This is a genomic window from Pedobacter sp. JCM 36344 (assembly GCF_046546555.1).
Taxonomy (GTDB): domain Bacteria; phylum Bacteroidota; class Bacteroidia; order Sphingobacteriales; family Sphingobacteriaceae; genus Pedobacter.
Window position 1 is genome coordinate 97,395 of the sequence record NZ_JBKHKK010000010.1, and the last position, 19,701, is coordinate 117,095.

Below are 19,701 nucleotides of genomic sequence, written 5' to 3' on the forward strand. Positions count from 1 at the left end.
TTACATGATTCCCCAGTGGCTTTATAAATGGTTAATGAGCTTATTATTAATAAAGATAACTAATATTTGATGAAGCCGGATATACAGCCATAAAGGCAATCCCATATTCTTCATGGCTACATTTTAACGTTAAGTTGTAACTAAAATTTACTACTTTAACCGAAAAATATACTTAAACAAGTATCTGCTCTCATGAAGAATACTTCCCTCCTACTATTCCTTTGCTTTGTTGCAACCTCTTTTTCCTATGGTCAAAATACCGCCTCAATAAAAGGTATCATTACCGATTCACTAACTAAAAAGCCTCTTGCCTTTTCAACTGTAGCGGTGGTAAATTCGAAAGACACTTCCCTTGTATCTTACACGGTTACTAAAGACGATGGCAGTTTCCAGCTCTCACGACTTCCTATTTCAAGAGCTTTGAAACTGATTGTTACCTATGTAGGTTATAATACTTACCGTAAAGACCTGGATCTAAAGGCCGGTGTGCTCGACTTTGGTGTCATCAATTTAAATGGCAGAAGCTTGGATGAGGTTATAATTGCGGGTGCAAGATCGCCCGTAACGGTAAAAAAAGACACGATTGAGTTTAATGCCGAAGCCTTCAAGACGCGTCCGAACGCCGCGGTCGAAGAGCTACTCAGACTGCTGCCGGGTGTGCAGGTAAATAACAACGGAGAAATACTGGTTAACGGTCGAGGTACCAGCAGGATTCTTATTGATGGAAAAGAGTTCTTTGGTACAAATCAATTGATAGCACTTAAAAACCTCGATGCGGAGATGATTGATAAGATTCAAGTGTATCTGGACAGGGAAAATGATCCTGATAAGCGGGTTAATGAGATCAATTTGCAGAACGTCATCAACCTGAAGTTAAAAAACGCTGTAAAGAAAAGTACCATAGGCAGGTTTGCAGGCGGTATTGGGTCCCGAGAACGCTATGAAGCCAGCGGGATCCTGAGCAGCTTCAGGGATACGCTGCAATTCAGCGTTATGGGAAATGGCAACAATTTAAACAGCACGGGCTTTAGTAGCGACGAACTATACAGCATGGGCGGATTCAATAGGTCGGGCACAGATCAAATAGATAATGGCAATTTCGGTGGACAGCAGTCGGGCGGCCTTACCAATGTAAAATCGGGCGGTATGAACATAAATAATGATTACGGGAAAGTGCTGAAACTGAACCTCGCTTACTTTTATGGCAACACCATTCAGACCAATGAAACCAGGAACCTTAACGAACAATCTTTAAATAATACCATTATTTCTTCCCTGCGTACCGATGAATACCGAAGAAATTCTACGAGCCATTCGATTGGTGGATTGGTAGAATGGAAGCCAGATACGAACACTACGATCCGCTACCGACCCAGCCTGACCTTTTCTCCTGGAAAAGTAAACTATTCAAGCTTTTTAAATCAGTCTAACACCCTGGTTAGCAAATTGAGTGAGACGGAAGGATTGGCCAGCAATAGAACCTACAGTGACGCTTTTTCACACAACCTCAATTATTACAGAAGATTTAAGAAAGGCAGGTCATTAACGATCAACAATCTACTGACGTTAAATGGTGGCGGTAACGACTCTTACAACTTCAATCAATTGAATTCATTTACTCCTGATATTCCATCTTCATTATTTGACCGATACGTCAACTCGGGAAGTAAGACCCGATGGACGGGCCTGTCGGTATTGTATAATTTACCTTTAACTAAGAAGCTTACTGCAGAACTCTTCTCGAACAGCAGGTATTATTTTTGGGCAGAGCCGCTTTTTACGTACGACAAAGATCCGTCAACAGCCCGGTATGACCAGTTCCTGCCTAATCAAAGCAATGACCTCGTGCGAACAGGTTTTTTCCAGAATATTAAGCCCTTGCTCAATTACCAGATCACCAGTAAGCTGAGAGTCAGGTTAGCAATAGATTTGGAAATTCAAGATGTAAACAACAAGTTCAATTCAACTGCTAATGACATCCGCCAGAAATTTGCGGTTTGGTTCCCTTCGCTATCGATTGACTACAGCGGATTTTCATTGTCCTATCAAGAGTGGATAAATTTGCCTGATATCTTTAACATACAGCCAATGGAACGTCAGAGTTCTGCGCAATACACCTTCGTAGGAAATCCAAACCTTAAAGCCGTCAGAGAAAGAATCTTGCGTGGTAACTTTTATAAGTACATAACTCCACGTATGCTTAGCTTTAGTGGATATGCAAACACCAGCTTCTATAAGAACAGCTTTGTGCAACGTGCGCTCATCGATACTAATGGTTTTACAACCGCCACAGTAGTAAATAAAGATGGTAGCTATTCGGCCAACGGCGGCTTATATGTCAGTAAGCAATTCAAAAAATCTCAGGACTGGCAACTTGGCTTCGGTACTGGTCTAAATGCCTATTTCCAAGATAATATAGTGTTTTTAAACAATGCAGAAGCAAGGCAAAAATCTGCATCAGTGGGATTTTCACAGAATTTTAGTATGAACTATAGGTCTGTAGCTATACTAAATCTCTATTATCGTTATAATAGGTCGACAGTAGATTACAACAATGAGAGTTTTTCCAGCGTAGTCACCTATTCACATAGTCTGGGCACCTCCGCGACTTTTCGACTTCCTAAGAAAATTGTATTGGAACCAAACTACTCCTACCGGTTTAACCCACAAATTGCACCTGGTTTCCCTCGGAGTTCTCATATCGTAAACGTGGCGTTATCTTTACTAACTCAAAAGAAGGACCGCGGACAGTTTAAACTTTCGGTATATGACCTTTTAAATCAAAACATAGCCGTTAGCAGGTATGGCAACCTGAATGCCGTGATCACTAATGAGCAACTTATACTCAGGCGATATGTGATGCTAAACTACCAGTACAAATTCAGTATTATGAAGACGAAGTAGGCCTGCCTCCTCACTAACGAGAATTAAGCTCTTTTACCCAGTTACCTTCTGATACGTTTATCAATAAAAAATTAAGATTAAATAAGGGTAATTATATACAAAGCTAACCAAAGCCTTGCGGTTATTTAAGTAGTTTATTATATTGTAGTCTAATTTGTTCTTATGACTTTTGAAGAAGCCTTAACTTTTAAAGCAACTCGTGAAAATCCTTTTATGCATGCTGATGTAAAAATGACTATTCATATTACACCGCAAATACACGATGAAATATTAGCATTCTTTGACTTTTATAAAGCAAATAAAACAACCGACGATACAGCTAGGCTATTTAGTAAAAACAATCAATATGAAGTTTATGCTATAGGGCCTAGAATTGAGTATCAATTTTATAAAAAATTAAGCTAGTGTTTATCTAAGTCGATCAACATTGTCAAGCCTATTCTAGTTGGCAAATAATGTGTATTTGACACACTAAACGTTATAACGTGTTTCTCCTGAAATTCGACTAGCATTTTATTGATCTTATTTTCTAATTTTTTCTTTTTTTTTCTACTAAATCAAATTTAGCAGTTAGAGGATTGGCACTGGGTTCCATGATTTTTCTTGATTAAATATTGATTATATAATGATTTGTTAATTACTTTTGGAACAATGCTATAAGGTATAGCAATAGGAAAGAGATTGTACTAGGTTTATTGCTGCTCGAATTACGACTTTAAGCACCATGCAATATAAACGATGTAGTACGCCGATAAGGCTTGCCTGTGTCTTTATGCACGGTAGGGCGTCGTAACCCTGAGTAAGCTAAAGGAATTACATTCACGCCTTTTTTTATAACTCAAATTACGACTAATGAGAAAAATTCTACTATCGCTGATGTGTGTTTTATGCATGATTGGCACTGTTAAATCACAAGCCTTTTTAGGTGAGAAAAAAGAACTTATTTTAAGTAAAATAAAGTATAAAATACAGACACACAATAAATCAACAGATAAAACGGAGGCTGTTTCTTATTTTGACGATAAAGAAGATTGTTTTAAAATGTATTGGTTTAGAGATTCAATATGTGTTGGATATACATTAAGTTCTACCAATGATTATGTACTATCTTATATCAAGCGTATTAATGAAACCTATATCAAATCAGGAACAAATAAATGGGTTGATGAAGAAGGTGAAGTAATGGTTGACTTAATCATCAACAAAGCAAAAGGCATGTTTACAATAAATATAAAATACATTGAAAATGAAGAATAACGGTTCACCAAAATTATATTTTATAGTACTTGGTTATCTATATAAAGAAGGGGGATTAAATTCTAAAATGGATGTAACTACCTTAATGAATGAATACTTCAAGAATAACGATATAATAGATGGTTATTGGGATTTAAAAAAAGAAAATTCATTAAAATTCTTAGAGCAAATGATGAAAGCAGGTCATATTGACTATGATGTTTATAATTTTGGAGTATCAGAAAATAGTCCACTTTTTTGTAGCTTAACTGTTTCTGGATTTTTATTTCACAAAGAACATAAGACAAGTATAAGGTCTAATTTATTTTCTATAGTCGCTTTAATAATTGCAGGTATTTCTGCGCTGTTTACTGGGTATGATATTTTCAAATCAACCGACAAGCATGAAGAAAAGCATGAACAAGCATTAAAACACAAGAAAGAAGTCCTGAAAACGCCACCATCCATAGCAAAAGATTCCATAGCATTTAAAAAACACTAGTGCCACATATGTCGGCCATTCCTTTTAAATATTACATTAAACACATAATTTTAGGAATAAAAAAAGCCACTAAAAAGTGGCTAATAGGTTATAAAAAAGGTTTTAAACAACTATTTAGGTTTTTTCAAAAACAAATCAATAGCATTATCGAAATTATCATCACCACTTGTTTCTATTGGGTCTGGTGGTGCCTTTTTCTTTCGCACTGTTACCTTCTTGGTAGTGGTGCTTTTTTTTGTGGGTTGTTTCATGATATTAAGTCTTTGTATTTTAATCTGCAACCTGTGTTCTTAATAACCATGTTGAATTGATCTTGTGTTGCTAAATTACGATAGTTATATCTGAAAGCAAACTCATCGAAGTATTTTTACCCAGGCTGCCGCTAAAGTGCCAAGCCTAAAATCCCGATCCAGTTTATTCTCGTGTACTGGTAATTTGTGCTTAGAATCTGTAGTTACATTAAATTTCTTCTTCACAATACTTCTCAAATGCAATTTTTTCATTATTCTGGCTACTACTGGCCTGGATACTTTAATTTGCTTTTTATTGAGCACCCGGGTGATCCTGGGACTTCCATAAATGCTTTTACTGTTCTGAAAAGCTTCTAATATCGCCTGCTCCAGCATTTGATTCTCAATACTCCGGTTTGATAGTTTGCCTTTCAACCAGGTATAAAATCCCCCTCTGCTTACTTGAAATACGGAACACATCTTCCCAATAGAATACATTCCTCTGTGATTCTTTATGAACCCGAATATTTGCCATCGCTCCTGGAGAAGATGCTTACAGCCTTTTTTAGATTGTCGCGCTCCATCTGCGTTTCACGCAGTTCTTTCTTCAATATGGCTAGCTCTTGCTCTGCCTGTGTTAAAATCACTTTTCCGTTTCCCGGAAAACACTATTCTGTTTACTTGAATACTCCTTCCTCCAGCGATATAATAACGACGGTGGAATGTCCAATTCTTTGGCTAGAGCTGTCAAATCGTTTCTGGTATTACTCAGTTCAACGCTCAGCACCTTGAACTCTTTCGAGTACGCTTTTCTTTCTCCTGACATAATGTTAAGTTATCAAATTCCCTTAACTTAATGTCTGTTCAAATGTAGCAACTCCATGTAGCAACTCCATGTCAAGTTTTTCCAGGACTAGTGTAAAGCTATTCTAGGACTATACAACCATAGCACTCAAAGCATACTCAGAGCATATTCGTTGGGATAAGGGCGGCCTTTACGCACTAATACCGCAAGGAGTATCCTAGGAGATACCTCTGAGCTCCGGTCTAGATATGAGTTTGTATCTTAAAGCAAATCGGTCGTTCAGCCTGTCATCTAGAGTCCAGTGTTTTCGGATTTATCGAAAAGTACCAAAAGTTTCGCCGACATAATACCGGACATTTTGCATAAACGGCGGACATTCGCGGACATTTTCCTAGATAATTAGTTGTTAGGCATCTATATAGGTATTTTTGTATAAATATATATTTGCCTTCTGCGAAGCGGGACGAGAAGTTCATTGACGTATTAATAATAAACGAGTGTTTGATCAGAAATGGTTTTATGGCAGGCCAATTAATGCTCGCCTATGACCGCTGCAGCGGTTAAAAGGGAGGCATTAAATTACTGGGCTCGAGCCTATCTTTATAAATAACTCATTTTTATTAACTTATGAAGTACTTCAAATTCTAAGTGCTCTCAAACTGATATTCAAATATACGATTTACTCTTGATAAGGCATTATTGCAATAAGTGATCGCCAGTTCCGGCAAGTTCAGATTGGAATAACAGTTGCCCACATTCGTGTAGACCACCGCTAAATGCAGTGTATCCCTTAACCGGTCGTATAAATGCACCGCCTGTAAATTGGTCTGCAAAGCCTGCTTGAACTTCCGTTCTTTTTTCAGCAGCACCGCGTAATTCTGGTAACCGAAAGCAGCCGACCTCGGCAACGCCTTTTGGTTCGCGATTGCGATCCCCTTCAGATAATAACTTTCAGCGACCCGCTGCTTATATAATAATTCGTAAACGTATGCGATATTATAATAGGCCGAGACCATTCCCTCGGAATACCCAACCGACCGTGCCTTCACCAAAGCCTCGTTCGCATACTTGTGGGCCAGCGCAGTATCTGCTTCCACCACCTCGTAACTCAATTCATTCAATAACCGCACCTTAGCCGTGTCCGTCTTCACCTGCGACAACAGGCCAAGCAGGCTATCCTTTATACTTTTTTGCGCTTGCGCGTTCGAAACAAAAAGGCAGCATAGCAGTACCGCACAAAATTTAGACATCATATTGCTGCACAATAGCTGAAAACCTGATTAAGGAATAGTAAATATACGCATTAGCGATAAAATACACAAATAGGGGTATCAGGCCAGACTTTAATGCTGTGCAGAACTGGCAAAGTGAAGCAGATGGGAACGTTGTATTTTACATTTTTGACGTATTGTGGTATGTGGGTAAAAACCTTATAAAATTGCCTTTATGAACTCGCAAGGCGATTTTAACACCTAACTTACCAACTGACAACGACCATATCCGGCAGAACAAAGTATTTGAAGCCAATTTGAATTAACCCAGTTGATGACGCACCTACCGGGCCTTCTATTAGAAAAAGATCACTAAAAAATAAACCTCTAAATCAGCAACTTAGAGGGTTTTCGAAGGGCTTTAAAACCCGTTTTGTGCGTCCACCTGGGCTCGAACCGAATTAGGTAAATATCTCTATATAAACGACTTATAAAGAAAATTAATCTTCAGGTAGTCACTTAAGTAACACCTATTTTGACTATGTAAATACACCCAAAAGAGGGCAAAAAAACAAGGAATATCTGATCAAAAATAGGTCTTCACCGCAAATTCAAACTGAGCTTTAAATATTTCCTTAAAGGCACTTATGTTGTTCTGCTCGTAAAATATCAACATGGCTTTTTTATACTCAACAGAATCTACCGTCCTGAATGAAATAGGACAATAGCCATATGCCATCAGCAGGGCATTGCTTACAATACGTGCCGTTCTTTTGTTACCATCTCCGAATGCCTGGATATAGGAAAGCAATATCAAAGCCAGCAGTGCTTTTTCAAACGCGCTTTCCTTCTTGTTGATCAGATTGCACATCTCCTCCAGCGCTTCCCGGATCTGATGTTCATTATCCAAAGGCTTATAATTTGTTCCGGAGATCCCTACCCTTCTTTGGCGGATATTCCGGTCGACACCTAAATCCTTAATAAGCAGACTATGAATATCTTCTATTCCACGGATACTCAGTGGTGCGACATAATCAGGATGCTCAATGATGAAATTTAAGGCCTCCTTATGGTTCAGAAGCATCGTTGCGTCATCTTTCGGTTTGCCTGCTGCGGTTTCTTTTTCTTTCAGCAGGCGTTCTGTTTCTAAAAGCGAGTAAGTATTTCCCTCTATCTGGGATGATTTCCAGCTCAGATCAATAGCAAGCCGTTCCAATTCTTTGGCATATTCTGCTTTGGACAAATGCGATATATTATCCTGGTATTTCCGATGCAGCAGTTCAAGATGCTGCATTTCAGCATCTGTAAATAGAGCTGCTTTCGTTAAAACCTCAGGCATCAACGTTAAATTGAAATTCTCCCTGATTTGCCGTTCGTCAACCTCCTTTTTAAAATATTCTACCACGTCAACAGGAAAAAGTAACTCATAGGAAGGGCTTAAAATGTATTTTGTCCCCTTTAATTTCCCTTCAGCAAGGATCAAACCTTCCGAAATAAGCCTGGACAGCATCCGTTTTACGGTGGCTATACTAACATCCAGGCTCTGGTGTATTTCATTAGAAGAACAGGATGGGTGCTCTTTTATGAACGTAATAATTTGGTCCTTCAGGTTCATTTTTAATATTTATAGCTCAGCACAAATACAAATATAGCTCATATTTTTTAATTAATGAGCTATATTTAATAATAATTTGAGCTATATTATTTACTGGTTATAATTTACAGCTCATTACCTTGATCTTTATAGCTCAAACAATCGCAATTTTGAGCTATAAAACACGATGCGTTGAGCTATAGTTCTCATACAAAGAACATAAACCAGAAATTATGGAAATTACGCAATAAATGATTGCGCAATTCATTTCAGATCGGAGCGGAATTATTTCGTTTGTTCACGATTAGTCAACTATTTCAGGGGTTAAGATTTTATAGAAAACAGATTTTCTCTATGCCATTTAATGTTTTCTAATGAAGGATAGTGCCTGCTACCAAAAGGTAAGCGCATTTTTCTTCCCTCTAATTGCTTCAAGCTATAAGGATGTTCTTCGATCTCGGTTATTTGTTGACTGATTAGAATGCGGTAATCCGTATCAATGCTTACTAAACCTCTGTCAAATGCGCGATGCAGATTGGGGCAAAGTGCGATCCCATTATTTACCTTATCATCATGTGTTAAACTGAACGGAACTATATGACAGGCATCTATATAACTATGTCCGTAAATGGATTCCAGGCGCATACCCGAAAAACAACATGTTGAATCATAAACTTTGGGCACCAGTTTTTTGAACAATCCCCCTCGTACAAATACATCTTCTTCTGTTTCTATTTTAATATGCTTGTATTGCGCTTCCGGTTCATTTAATATATACTCTTTCAGGTCGTGGATATATCCATCTCCTTTTACTTTGCTTTCAATAAAATTGCCCTTAGTCGCAGGAAAATAGGTGTCCAATAAAACCGTTTTGATAATGCTTCGCGATACCGGATCAGTTAACAGCAGATAAAGGTCTTCTGCGAAATAACCAAAATCCAATACTTCAGCCAGTTTATTTACACTTTTAATATGTGCATTGATTTGGCACCCCAATTTGGGTTGCAGGAACCAGAATTGCTCTCCTCCAGTCTTCTCACTTTGCAGATAATAAAAGGGCTGTGTAAAATCTGGTTGGTGTAAAGTATTCACCAATAAACGCCAGTTCTCCTGAAAAGTGCCTACTAAATCTGTGTTAACATAAACGCGGTTGTTTTGAGTTAACCCTTTTTCAATAAGTTCTATAATAGAGATTAACAGAACTGGCTTATGTGGTGCTTTGCCATAAAGGGTATTTGCTCGGTTGAGACGGGTTAGCTTTTGGAGGTACGAGTTTAATACTTGATTATTCATTAGTCCTACTAAGGTATAGAATTAGGAATGATGTTAATAACGAACAACCAATGGTTTTACTTACTCTCTGGCTTTTAACGCTGCTATCGGTTAACCCTAATTGAAACATTTAATAAATCAATCCGAAAATACGAGACAGTATCTCGTATTTTAATAGTTACCAAATGACTATTGCGATTTGTTTTCAGCTTCTATTCTATTATACATTGAACAGTTTTGCCCATTTTACCGCTTAAGCAGCAAAGAGCGGATAGCCGGACAGGTATCAAGGCCGGGCAAGTCAATGGAAATAATTAAAAGCTGCCCGCTCTGTATAGCCTTTACGCCTGTCCGGTGTGGCTAAATTTGCAGAGGCGGTGAAATTGTCTATAGACAGGGGCTAGTTAATCCTCCTCATCCACATCTCAATACTTGGCTGTACAGCTTTAGATCAGAAAAGAATCAAACTTATAATCGATGGAATGTTGCTGGTAATCCTCAAGCTTTTCTTCGTTATCAGGCATCGCTGGCAATACTAATTTGAAAGTTACCTCATCTACGCATCCATAATTTTTTGGAAATGCTTCTGCAAACAAAAGCGGGTCTCAGAAAGTATTCGATGTGGCTTGATCTCTGTCTTGCACCGAACCACGTAATTTAAAAACTATGTTACATTTAAGCTTGTCATCAATTAAATAATGAACTTTTATAAACGTAAGCTCTCGTTTTGACCTAACAGAAAGGCTTAAAACGGGTGGATTTGATTTTTAGGACGTTCTTTTTTAATTGAAAAGGCACAAACCAAATATTTGTGCCTTGAAGAGGTGCTGAGCACTGGGCTCTAACAACTTACGCCTCTGTAGAATATTTTCAGGTGTTGTACCCATTATTCCTTTCCAACTTGCCTTTATCTACAACCAAATATATCCTTGCATAATGATAACTTCTCTCAAAAAATTAATTGGATGCTTTTTAATAGTTATGGCTTTTCTGGCCTTTGCCCCAAATGTTAACGATCCTTTGGACAAGCTGGTGAACGCAATGCATCAATGGACGGATAGCCTTCCGCAGGAAAAGATTTATCTTCATATGGATAAACCTTATTACGCTCTGGGCGATACGGTTTGGTTTAAGGCTTATGTTACTACTGGCTCCCGGCACCAACTTTCGGCAATAAGCGGAGCACTGTATATAGACCTTATTAATGAAAAAGATTCTATTGTAAGTGCCTTGAAACTTCCCTTGAGCGCTGGTATGAGTATGGGTAACTTTACATTACGCGATGAGTTAAAAGAGGGTAACTACAGGATCAGGGCTTATACACAATGGATGCGCAATGCAGGAGCAGATTATTTTTTTGATCATACGTTTACGGTAATAAGTCCATTTGAAAATGCGGTTATCGCAAAAGCAGATTACAGCTACTCAGCCGCAGACGGTAAACAATTACTTAATAAAGCTGCCCTATTGCAAAGCGATATCCAGTTCTTCCCGGAAAGTGGAAATCTGGTCTATGGTGTCGCTTCCAAACTGGCTTTTAAAGCTGTAGGAACAGACGGTAATGGAATATCAGTAAAAGGAGAAGTTTTAGACGAGGAACAACATCATATTGCCGACTTCACAAGCGGTCATGCAGGGATGGGCAATTTTTCGATCAGACCAGAAGCAGGTAAAACTTATACCGCAAAAATAACCTTTCCCGATGGATCTCAAAAATCAGTTGCTCTACCAAGGCCATTGATTAATGGATATGTATTGAGTGTGTCTCAGCCCAATGCAGATAGCATTTTAGTAAGAATTCGCGTGCCAGAACAAATGATTACTGGTCCGTCAGCACTCACTGCAAACTGCATTGTTCATTCTGGTGGAGAAATAATTGCTGCCACACCGCTAAAAATAAACAAAACTACGACGTCCCTTTGGCTGGAAAAAAAAGCATTTCCCTCTGGCATAGCGCAGTTCACTTTATTCTCTGCTGAAGGGGAACCTTTAAACGAAAGAATTGCCTTTATTAAAACCAAAGACCAGCTTTTACTTACTCTGAAAACACCAAAACAGATTTATAAAAGTAAAGAAAAGGTAGAGCTGCAGCTGGAAGCTAAGGATTCGGAGGATCGACCTAGTACAGGCAATTTTTCAATCACTGTTGTTGATGAAAGTAAGATGCCTTTTGACGATGCCGGCGCAAGTACTATTTTTTCCAATCTGCTTTTAACTTCTGACATAAAAGGATATGTAGAAAAACCTAACTACTATTTTACAGCAGACAATGATGAGGTAAACCTGGCTTTAGACAACCTGATGCTTACTCAAGGGTACAGGAGATTTGTATGGTCAGATGTAAAGCCAGGTACTGCGGCAACACCCGCATTTAAGGCAGAAGGTTTGAGAACTTACATCTCTGGAAAGGTGGTAACACTTGGCAATAAACCTGCAGTAAATGCAGCTGTTACGTTAATGTCTGTAAGGGCTAACATGGTAAAAGGAACCACTACTGATGCAGAAGGAAGATTTAAATTTGATGGGATGTTTTTGGCAGATAGCCTGAAGTTTTCAATACAGGCACGCTCTCAAAAAAAGAGCAGTAATGTAGAGGTGATCCTGGACACGGTACCTAAAATAAATACCCTAAAAAACAGAAATATTGCTGCACTGAATACAGATCTATACAGAAGCACTAAATCTTATGCTGATAACGGCAGAAAGCAGGATGAAGTGTTGGAAAAACTTGGCGGTTTGAGTAGGACAAAAAAATTAAAGGAAGTTAATATTGTAGCGAAGGCTTACCAGAAAAATCTTCCCAAACAAAGAAATTTTAATCTAAATGGTCCGGGGAGATACGACCAGATTATTAAGAACGAAGAATTCCAGACCTGTCCGAATTTAATGGCTTGCCTTGAGGGTAGAATAACAGGGGTCATTTTTAAGGGGGGACTTCCTCGTTCTACTAGAGCAAGTCCAACATTAGATGGGGGGGACGGACTTACCGGGGTGATGTTAGTCGTGTTGGACGGACGTGCATTGTCTCCAGCACGAGATGCAGACGCCATAGACGCTATTTTTAACAAAAATGACCCTCCACCAGATCAGATTGCCAACGTAGAGATTTTAAGATCAGTCAATTACACAAATATATATGGACCAGATGCCTTGAACGGTGTGATATTAATCACCACAAAAAACGGGGGTAGCCACACGGCTGCTTACAATCCTAGTATCGTTAATATCTCACCTAAAAGCTTTGACAAAGCCAAGGAATTTTATAGTCCCCAATATGATCGTCCGGGTAGCAAAGATGACTTTCCCGACCTTCGTTCTACTATTTATTGGAATCCGGGAGTAAAAACGGATATAAGTGGTAAAACTACATTTAGTTTTTTTAATGCAGATGGACCGGGTACTTACAAAGTAACAATAGAAGGTATTGATGCGGAAGGAAGATTAGGCCGCAAGGTTTATATATTTTCGGTTGAGGCAAAGAATTAAGTAAAAAAACCTTGATCGTTTCTAACATCGCCAATTTATTACGCGGAAAATTACCAATCATCAGATCATAAATCGTTAAGGAGTGTTACTGGATGCATACTTGAACGATGAGAATCTTATTTATAAAGGAGTACCAAATGTGCAGTATGTTTTTCTGTAAGTAAGAATAACTCTAAGAAATTTGAAGGGCAATGTATGTGTCTGTTTTATCGTAATTCTCTAATGATTTGCTATTTTTACATCGATACAAGATTGGAATTATGAAAAAAGATAGCGGTTGCGACCTTAAAACATGTTTTATGTGCCAGCACTCGTTATCCGAGTGGCATCCTGCAATTGCAAGTAACAGGAAGAATTTCGTAGTTAAAAAGGGGGAGTTAATCTTTACTGAAGGCGAGCCTGTCGCCGGCGTTTATTTTGTAACGTCTGGAAATGTTAAAATTCATAAAAAATGGGGAGACAAAGAACTAATTTTACGTTTTGCCAACGATGGTGCCATTTTTGGTCATAGGGGGATCACGACTAAATTTGACGTTTATCCAATTTCTGCTACTTCGCTAGAAACTACTCATTTTTGCGTTGTGGATATTGAGTTTTTTAAAACTACCCTAAAAGTTAATCACGACTTTGCTCATCAGATGCTGATGTTCTATGCAAATGAACTTCATTCATCAGAAAAAAAAATGCGAAACCTAGCCTTAATGTCGGTAAAAAGCCGTTTGGCAGTATCCCTCATAGAATTGAAAGAACAGTTTGGATTAGATAAGGATGGATTTTTAGCGTTGGAGCTAAGCAGGCAAGACTTGGCGGCCTACACTGGTGCAACTTACGAGACTGTATTTAGAACCATGAACGAATTACTTGCTGAACGCCTGATTAAGGTAAATGGCAAGGCATTGGGCATCGTTGACGAACCCGGATTAGTTCAATTGAGCAAAAAATAAAGCTTATAAGAAAGCTGCCCAGAAATTGCTTCAAATGGAAATTTATAAAGCTATCGATACGGGGTTTGAAACCACATCCATCCCTTTAGCTTAGCCACAAAGTTAAAGATACTTTCAAAAGATGCTACAAGGGAAGCGTAAATTTAAAGATACTGCCAATGCCGAGTTCGCTTTCAACCCAGATCTTTCCGTTATGTCGTTTTACAATCTCGGCGCAGAGGTAAAGACCGATACCGAATCCGGCAATTTTCTCTGTTTCTACGCGCTCTACCCTGTAATGGGGATCGAAAAGCTGAGCTAAATTATCAGCGGCTATACCCATCCCCTGGTCTTTAATCGCTACCTCAACAAAATTATTAATATGAGTACAGGCGATCTCAATTGGAAGGTCTTTGCTGGAATATTTGGCTGCGTTGCTTAACAGATTAACCAGCACCTGTTCGATTTTATCACGATCAGCATTCACGGTGATCGGCTCACAAGGCACTCTGATGATTTGATGGGAAGAAGTTAAAAACATCGTTTCCTCGATCACTTCATCCATGAGTTCGGATATGGAAAAAGACTGTTTGGTGAGATGGATCTTTCCAGCTTCTGCTCCAGATAGACTTAGCAGCCCATTGATCATACTGAGCATTTTTTTTACCTGCCTTTCTACTTTTGACAAGGCCCCAATAGTAAAGTTGTCCTTCTGTTTCTTTGCCCAGTTGCTGAGCAACTGTACATATGCTTTTAGCGCAGTAAGCGGTGTTTTGAGCTCATGGCTGACCATGCCAATGAATTTACTCCTACGCATCTCATTTTGCTTTTGTTTGGTAATGTCAATTACAATCCCAGAAAAGAAGCTGTCGACCGTGTCTGCGGAACCGAATCCGCCTGTTATACTCAGCCACCTGTGTTTTTGATCTGAAGGAAGGAACACCGGGCACTCAATATACAAGCTGGTTTTATTGTTAATAGCAGTGAGAACTGCTTTCAGCACAATCTTTTGATGTTTCTCCGCCACACTTTGCATTGCCTGCTCAAAACTGAGCTCCTCATCCGGCTCATGTCCAAACAACATTTTCGTACGCTTAGAGGACCGGAACTCGCCGGAGTGAGCATCCATGATCCAAATTCCAACATTCGCAGAGTCCAGTGCAACCAGCGCCACATCTGCCTCTAAAAAAGAAGTTGTGAGGGCTTCAGAGTTATTATTTTCGGGAGGATTGATATCGTTATCAACGTTACTCATGGTGAAAAAGTTGGGAAAGCTAGATTTGTAAAAATACAATATTTAACTGACACTTCCCGACAGCCAACAATTACGCTTCAAAAACCTGATCCGTGGCATTAGAGAAGACTACTGGCGTCTATCCAAACTTATTTAATCTGTATATGAACGACAGCATAAAATATCTTCCTAACCGATTGACCTGTCTGTCTACAATCACGTTATCAAAAACATCTCTGGAAATCCCTGAGTTCTGATCAAAAAGGTCAAACCCATCAATACGTAATGTGCCTCTATCCTTTTTCATTAGCTTGTACTCCATAAACAAACGCAAAATAGTCGGGTTACGTACTTGAGAGTTGTTAAATCCCAAGTTTATCTGCTTGGTAAGGTCATACCCAATAGTCAGGTCTTTAAAGAAGTAGTTCCTCCCCTCAATTCCATATTCATAGCGTCTGGTTAGTCGGTCATCAAGACCCTCTTGAGAATATTCGGTTTTATTTTGCGAATAGGAAGTTTCAATCTCCAGGTTCATAATTTCTGCCAGGTCAACCTTAAACTCTAGTTCCTGTCTCCAAACGGTGTTCTTACCAAAGTTTTTATTGTTGTCGATAAAGGCAACATTGTTATTTAATTCGCCATATCCGGAATAACCAATAGAGAATTTACGTTCCATAAAAGGCTTGCTAAAATAATAATCTCCCTTTAGGTTATAAAAACCATCTGTATTGGTGTAGCTGGTAGTTTGATTTAAAGTACCTGGAACCAGGATTTTGGTAGTCACGATTTTATTCTGGGTCTGACTATAAGATACATTTGCAAATAACACATGCCCGAGGTTCCAATCCGACTGCTTATAATGTGCATTTACGCTGTGCACAAATTCAGGCTTTAAGTTAGGATTACCTGTAATCGTATTCTGTAAGTTGGAATTGTCGGTAATTGGCTGCAATTGATAAAAACCAGGTTGATTGTTTCTAGCCCAATAATTGATGTCAAACGATTTCTGGTTTGTAAACTTATAGGCTAGTCGTGCTGATGGGATGATATTAAAAGTTCTTTGCTGCGTCTGGATATCCCTGGTTAAGTTCTGACCCGTAAGCAATGTCGGTTGCGCATTCAAACCTAATGTATAATTCAATTTATCCGCTATATATCGATAATTAACACCCAGTTTATTGGTGATAAATTGATAGTCGTAATTGTTGCTCAGTTCCGTATTATATTGCTCCAAACCGCCCAAAACATCATGCACATTTCTATTGTTAGTATTGGAAGTTCTACCGTAGTTATAATTGAATTCAATAAAGGTTTTCTTCCACAATGGCTCCATATAAGACATTCCGGCATAGGTACCGAAACTCTGGGTTGCCTGATCGTTTAGCTGGTTTTGGATTCTTGTTGAGTCTACTCCATTATCAGTAATTCGGTAATCATTGTAAATATTATTGCTGTTACCTCCATTGTTAAAGTTGACATTCCCCCAAAAACTGAAATTTCTGCCTTTTTTACTGAATTTGTGGTTATAAAAAATATTAGTCTTAAGGTTTAGTGAATTGTTGGCGCTGCTATTGTTGCTTGTTCTTTTGGTCAGCAGATCTTGTTGTGCAATGTTCGAGATCCCACTATACTTTCCGTTATTCGCGTTGTTATTAAATTGTGGGGAGATTTTAAGGTAGTTTACTGTATCTGGTTTATATTCTAACTCTCCGTTGAAGGAGTGATTGTTACGCATGTTGGTATTGTCGTTTCTTGAGTTTTCCAATCTTGTAAACTGACCGCCAGTATTTTGAAGGAAATTTTGGGTAAGCGCAGTACTAACGGTATTGTTCTTTACATTTTCAAAATTATAAGAACCATTTCCAGAGAGCTTTTTAGTCCATTCATTACGGTAATTTAATCCAGCTGCATTGCGGGTAGTTAAGCCATCCCCACCACCGCCACGGTTATTGGCATTATTTACCGTGCCGTCAAAACTAAGTTGACGCTCACCTTTCATGCTATTGGCCCTCAAACTGGTATTGTACCTGTCAGAATTTCCAAGTCCTGCGGAGGCTCTGGTAAAATAGCCCTTCTTTTTGTCCTCTTGTATAGTCAGGTTCAGTACCTTTTCTGGTTCCCCTGTCTTTAATCCTGTAAGCTTAGCCTGATCTCCATAGTCGTCAATAAATTGAAGGTTTTTAATGATATCAGCTGGCAAGTTCTTTATCGCGGTGGCAACGTCAGTTCCAAAAAAGTCTTTACCATTTACCCTGATTTTACTCACCGGGGTTCCCTGGCTAGTTACATTGCCGTCTTTATCTACTTTAATGCCGGGTAGCTTTTTTAATATTTCATCTACCGCATCGCCCTGTCTTACTGGAAAAGAGGTTGCATTAAAGCTAACGGTATCTTCTGTAATCTTAACCGGTGGGACACCAGAAATTACAACTCCGTCCAGAGTATTTGATTCAACTTTTAACTTGAGAGCGGCAACATCAAAAATACTTCCCTTTTCAAAGCTGAATTGCTTATTCAAGGTTTGAAAGCCAATAAACGCCGCAGAAAGTGTGAATTGTCTCGATTTGACTTTGCTTAAAATAAATGTTCCATCGTTGTTTGCAGAAATACCAAGGCTATCGGCTCCCCATTTAACTCTGACTATGGCACCAGGCAGAGGAAGTCCGGCGGTATCTACCACTGTCCCTTTAACTGTATAATTTTGCCCTTTGCTGCTCAAAATACTGCCAGAAAGCAGCAAGATCAACAAAGCTGTTTTTGTAAAAAGCTTCATATTAATTTGTGTGTGCTATAAAAATACAACATCAACAGACATTGGTTTTAGTGTACTAAACTTGTTACAAGCCCTTTAGCTGCAGATATGAAATCATGTTGCAAAGGTTAACAACAAGATAACATCTTTACCCCTTTTTGTTTGAGGCAACTTACTTCCTTTGCAGGAGTAAATGAGCCTCCTGCTATGAAGAGAAAAGAAATAGAAATTAGCCCTGACCTACAGATTTTTATCGATAAATTTGAACCAAATAAATTTAAGCTTATGGCCAAGGGTATAGAAATCAGGGGCATCAATGATATGCACAGAAACATTGTACAGGCTAAAGATCTGATTGAAAGACTAGAACTTAATTTGGTTGTTTCTCACCACGCCGAGATGCTTAGCTATGGAGGGTTTGAAGTGAACAATAGGTAGTTATAATTTCGTCTGGTAACAGTTATTTTTTCACAGCAGGCGATATCAGGATCGAATCCTTTTCGCTGCAAATATTTAATAAAAAAATCATGGAGATAAATTATTGGATTGTAATCCCGTTTGTGCTAATTATCATTCTTTTTATAGGTTGGCTAATTAAACGAAATCTAAAGGACGAAAAGAAATTCGAGAAAGAGGCAAACCAGTCTGACATTAAGCCTGAAAAACATGATGAGGATAAGATTTAATCTTATTTACTAGCTACATGCATAGAAAGCGTCAGGAGAAAAACTGATTCTTCCACAGCAAACACGCTGTGTGAAATTCCAGCATGAAGCGCCAACATTTGTCCCTGCATTAATTCTATAGACTGGTTTTGCGTGTGGAATGAAATATGTCCCTCGAGTACCTGTACACTGATCACACCAGGTGCAGTATGCGCTTTCATCTCAGCGCCCTTATGCAAGGCAATCATGACTATGCGCATACCCTCTGATTTAAAAAGGGTAATTGAATTCCGCTCACTGTCCTTCCAGGTTTGTTCCTGCTTAATCTGTGCCCTTAACAAGGCCAGGTCCATTGTTACCATCGACGCATCTAGCAGACGATCACCTTCAGGTCGCAGTGGTGTGGCCTGATTAGATTTCTCCTTGATGGCGGTTCCTGGGTCTTCACTAACCTGCGACGGTATGTTTTCCGACAGTGCCTTCACAAGGCTATCTGTCATTTCATCACTATAAATACCATAGCCGTTAACCAAAGTGCCTTTTATATTATGTTTAACGGAAGAAATCGCATAAACTATTGCCTCGTCTGCCGGATCTGAAAGACCTTCAAAACGGTAATGTTTGTCCACTACGAACTCATCCGGATGAACTTTCAGGGAATTCTCCTGACAGATCAGGCAATTGTCACTGAGATTGAAGTCCACTGTATATCCATCTTTTTTAAGCTTATTTAAAACTTCAGAAACGGTCGTCATTGTGTCCATATGGTATATTTTTCTCAACTTAAAGAATTTAAGATGTACTTCCAAGTTATGTAGCACTTATTTATCTAACTTTTTATTTGACTTAGTCTACTTTATTATGAATCTCTATACACTTAGTTACTA

Annotated in this window: 18 protein-coding genes; 8 read left to right on the forward strand and 10 right to left on the reverse strand. The window is 38.7% G+C overall.

Going from position 1 to position 19,701, the window contains the following annotated elements; all coding sequences use genetic code 11:
• Positions 1-192 precede the first annotated feature (192 nt).
• The 4 genes from ACHFIZ_RS11390 to ACHFIZ_RS11405 all read left to right on the forward strand — a co-directional run bounded on the left by ACHFIZ_RS11390 (position 193) and on the right by ACHFIZ_RS11405 (position 4,642).
• Complete coding sequence (locus ACHFIZ_RS11390) at positions 193-2,904, forward strand: outer membrane beta-barrel protein (RefSeq protein ID WP_410885890.1); 2,712 nt, start codon at positions 193-195, stop codon at positions 2,902-2,904.
• A 162-nt stretch (positions 2,905-3,066) separates the two neighbouring features.
• On the forward strand, positions 3,067-3,309 hold the full coding sequence (locus tag ACHFIZ_RS11395; protein WP_410885892.1) for a hypothetical protein: 243 nt from the start codon (positions 3,067-3,069) through the stop codon (positions 3,307-3,309).
• A gap of 447 nt (positions 3,310-3,756) precedes the next feature.
• The gene (locus ACHFIZ_RS11400; protein ID WP_410885894.1) at positions 3,757-4,161 is read left to right on the forward strand and encodes a hypothetical protein; all 405 of its coding nucleotides are present in this window, start codon (positions 3,757-3,759) and stop codon (positions 4,159-4,161) included.
• Complete coding sequence (locus ACHFIZ_RS11405) at positions 4,151-4,642, forward strand: hypothetical protein (protein ID WP_410885896.1); 492 nt, start codon at positions 4,151-4,153, stop codon at positions 4,640-4,642. Before ACHFIZ_RS11400 ends, ACHFIZ_RS11405 begins: the two co-directional genes overlap by 11 nt.
• Before the next feature lie 110 nt (positions 4,643-4,752).
• On the opposite strand, the gene ACHFIZ_RS11410 is transcribed toward ACHFIZ_RS11405, so the two are convergent.
• From ACHFIZ_RS11410 to ACHFIZ_RS11440, 7 genes are all read right to left on the reverse strand, one after another.
• Positions 4,753-4,893 carry a hypothetical protein gene (locus tag ACHFIZ_RS11410; RefSeq protein ID WP_410885898.1) on the reverse strand — a complete coding sequence of 47 codons (141 nt, stop codon included), beginning with the start codon at positions 4,891-4,893 and terminating at the stop codon, positions 4,753-4,755.
• A 102-nt stretch (positions 4,894-4,995) separates the two neighbouring features.
• Complete coding sequence (locus tag ACHFIZ_RS11415; RefSeq protein ID WP_410885900.1) at positions 4,996-5,370, reverse strand: IS3 family transposase; 375 nt, start codon at positions 5,368-5,370, stop codon at positions 4,996-4,998.
• Between the two features lie 14 nt (positions 5,371-5,384).
• Positions 5,385-5,519: a hypothetical protein gene (locus ACHFIZ_RS11420; RefSeq protein ID WP_410885902.1), complete on the reverse strand. Its 135-nt coding sequence runs from the start codon at positions 5,517-5,519 to the stop codon at positions 5,385-5,387.
• Entirely contained in the window at positions 5,516-5,698 is a 183-nt protein-coding gene (locus ACHFIZ_RS11425) for a transposase (protein ID WP_410885904.1), read from the reverse strand. Before ACHFIZ_RS11425 ends, ACHFIZ_RS11420 begins: the two co-directional genes overlap by 4 nt.
• A gap of 623 nt (positions 5,699-6,321) precedes the next feature.
• Positions 6,322-6,828 carry a hypothetical protein gene (locus tag ACHFIZ_RS11430; protein WP_410885906.1) on the reverse strand — a complete coding sequence of 169 codons (507 nt, stop codon included), beginning with the start codon at positions 6,826-6,828 and terminating at the stop codon, positions 6,322-6,324.
• A gap of 646 nt (positions 6,829-7,474) precedes the next feature.
• On the reverse strand, positions 7,475-8,503 hold the full coding sequence (locus ACHFIZ_RS11435) for a Fic family protein (RefSeq protein ID WP_410885908.1): 1,029 nt from the start codon (positions 8,501-8,503) through the stop codon (positions 7,475-7,477).
• Between the two features lie 303 nt (positions 8,504-8,806).
• Complete coding sequence (locus tag ACHFIZ_RS11440) at positions 8,807-9,775, reverse strand: HNH endonuclease (RefSeq protein WP_410885910.1); 969 nt, start codon at positions 9,773-9,775, stop codon at positions 8,807-8,809.
• Between the two features lie 915 nt (positions 9,776-10,690).
• Here ACHFIZ_RS11440 and ACHFIZ_RS11445 point away from each other — a divergent pair.
• Complete coding sequence (locus ACHFIZ_RS11445) at positions 10,691-13,240, forward strand: TonB-dependent receptor (protein ID WP_410885912.1); 2,550 nt, start codon at positions 10,691-10,693, stop codon at positions 13,238-13,240.
• 260 nt (positions 13,241-13,500) lie between these two features.
• Positions 13,501-14,184 (forward strand): Crp/Fnr family transcriptional regulator, encoded by a 684-nt coding sequence (locus tag ACHFIZ_RS11450; RefSeq protein ID WP_410885913.1) that lies wholly within the window; start codon positions 13,501-13,503, stop codon positions 14,182-14,184.
• Positions 14,185-14,308: 124 nt separating this feature from the next.
• Here the strand turns inward: ACHFIZ_RS11450 and ACHFIZ_RS11455 are convergent, their stop codons facing one another.
• A complete protein-coding gene (locus ACHFIZ_RS11455) occupies positions 14,309-15,418 on the reverse strand; it encodes an ATP-binding protein (protein WP_410885915.1) in 1,110 nt (369 codons plus the stop codon).
• A 118-nt stretch (positions 15,419-15,536) separates the two neighbouring features.
• The gene (locus ACHFIZ_RS11460; RefSeq protein ID WP_410885917.1) at positions 15,537-18,170 is read right to left on the reverse strand and encodes an outer membrane beta-barrel protein; all 2,634 of its coding nucleotides are present in this window, start codon (positions 18,168-18,170) and stop codon (positions 15,537-15,539) included.
• 186 nt (positions 18,171-18,356) lie between these two features.
• Between ACHFIZ_RS11460 and ACHFIZ_RS11465 the strand changes: the two genes are divergently transcribed.
• Complete coding sequence (locus ACHFIZ_RS11465) at positions 18,357-18,587, forward strand: hypothetical protein (protein ID WP_410885919.1); 231 nt, start codon at positions 18,357-18,359, stop codon at positions 18,585-18,587.
• An 89-nt stretch (positions 18,588-18,676) separates the two neighbouring features.
• Positions 18,677-18,835, forward strand: a complete 159-nt coding sequence (locus ACHFIZ_RS11470; RefSeq protein ID WP_410885921.1) for a hypothetical protein — start codon at positions 18,677-18,679, stop codon at positions 18,833-18,835.
• A 2-nt stretch (positions 18,836-18,837) separates the two neighbouring features.
• Here ACHFIZ_RS11470 and ACHFIZ_RS11475 read toward each other — a convergent pair whose 3' ends face one another.
• Positions 18,838-19,596 (reverse strand): cupin domain-containing protein, encoded by a 759-nt coding sequence (locus tag ACHFIZ_RS11475; RefSeq protein ID WP_410885923.1) that lies wholly within the window; start codon positions 19,594-19,596, stop codon positions 18,838-18,840.
• Between the last annotated feature and the right edge of the window lie 105 nt (positions 19,597-19,701).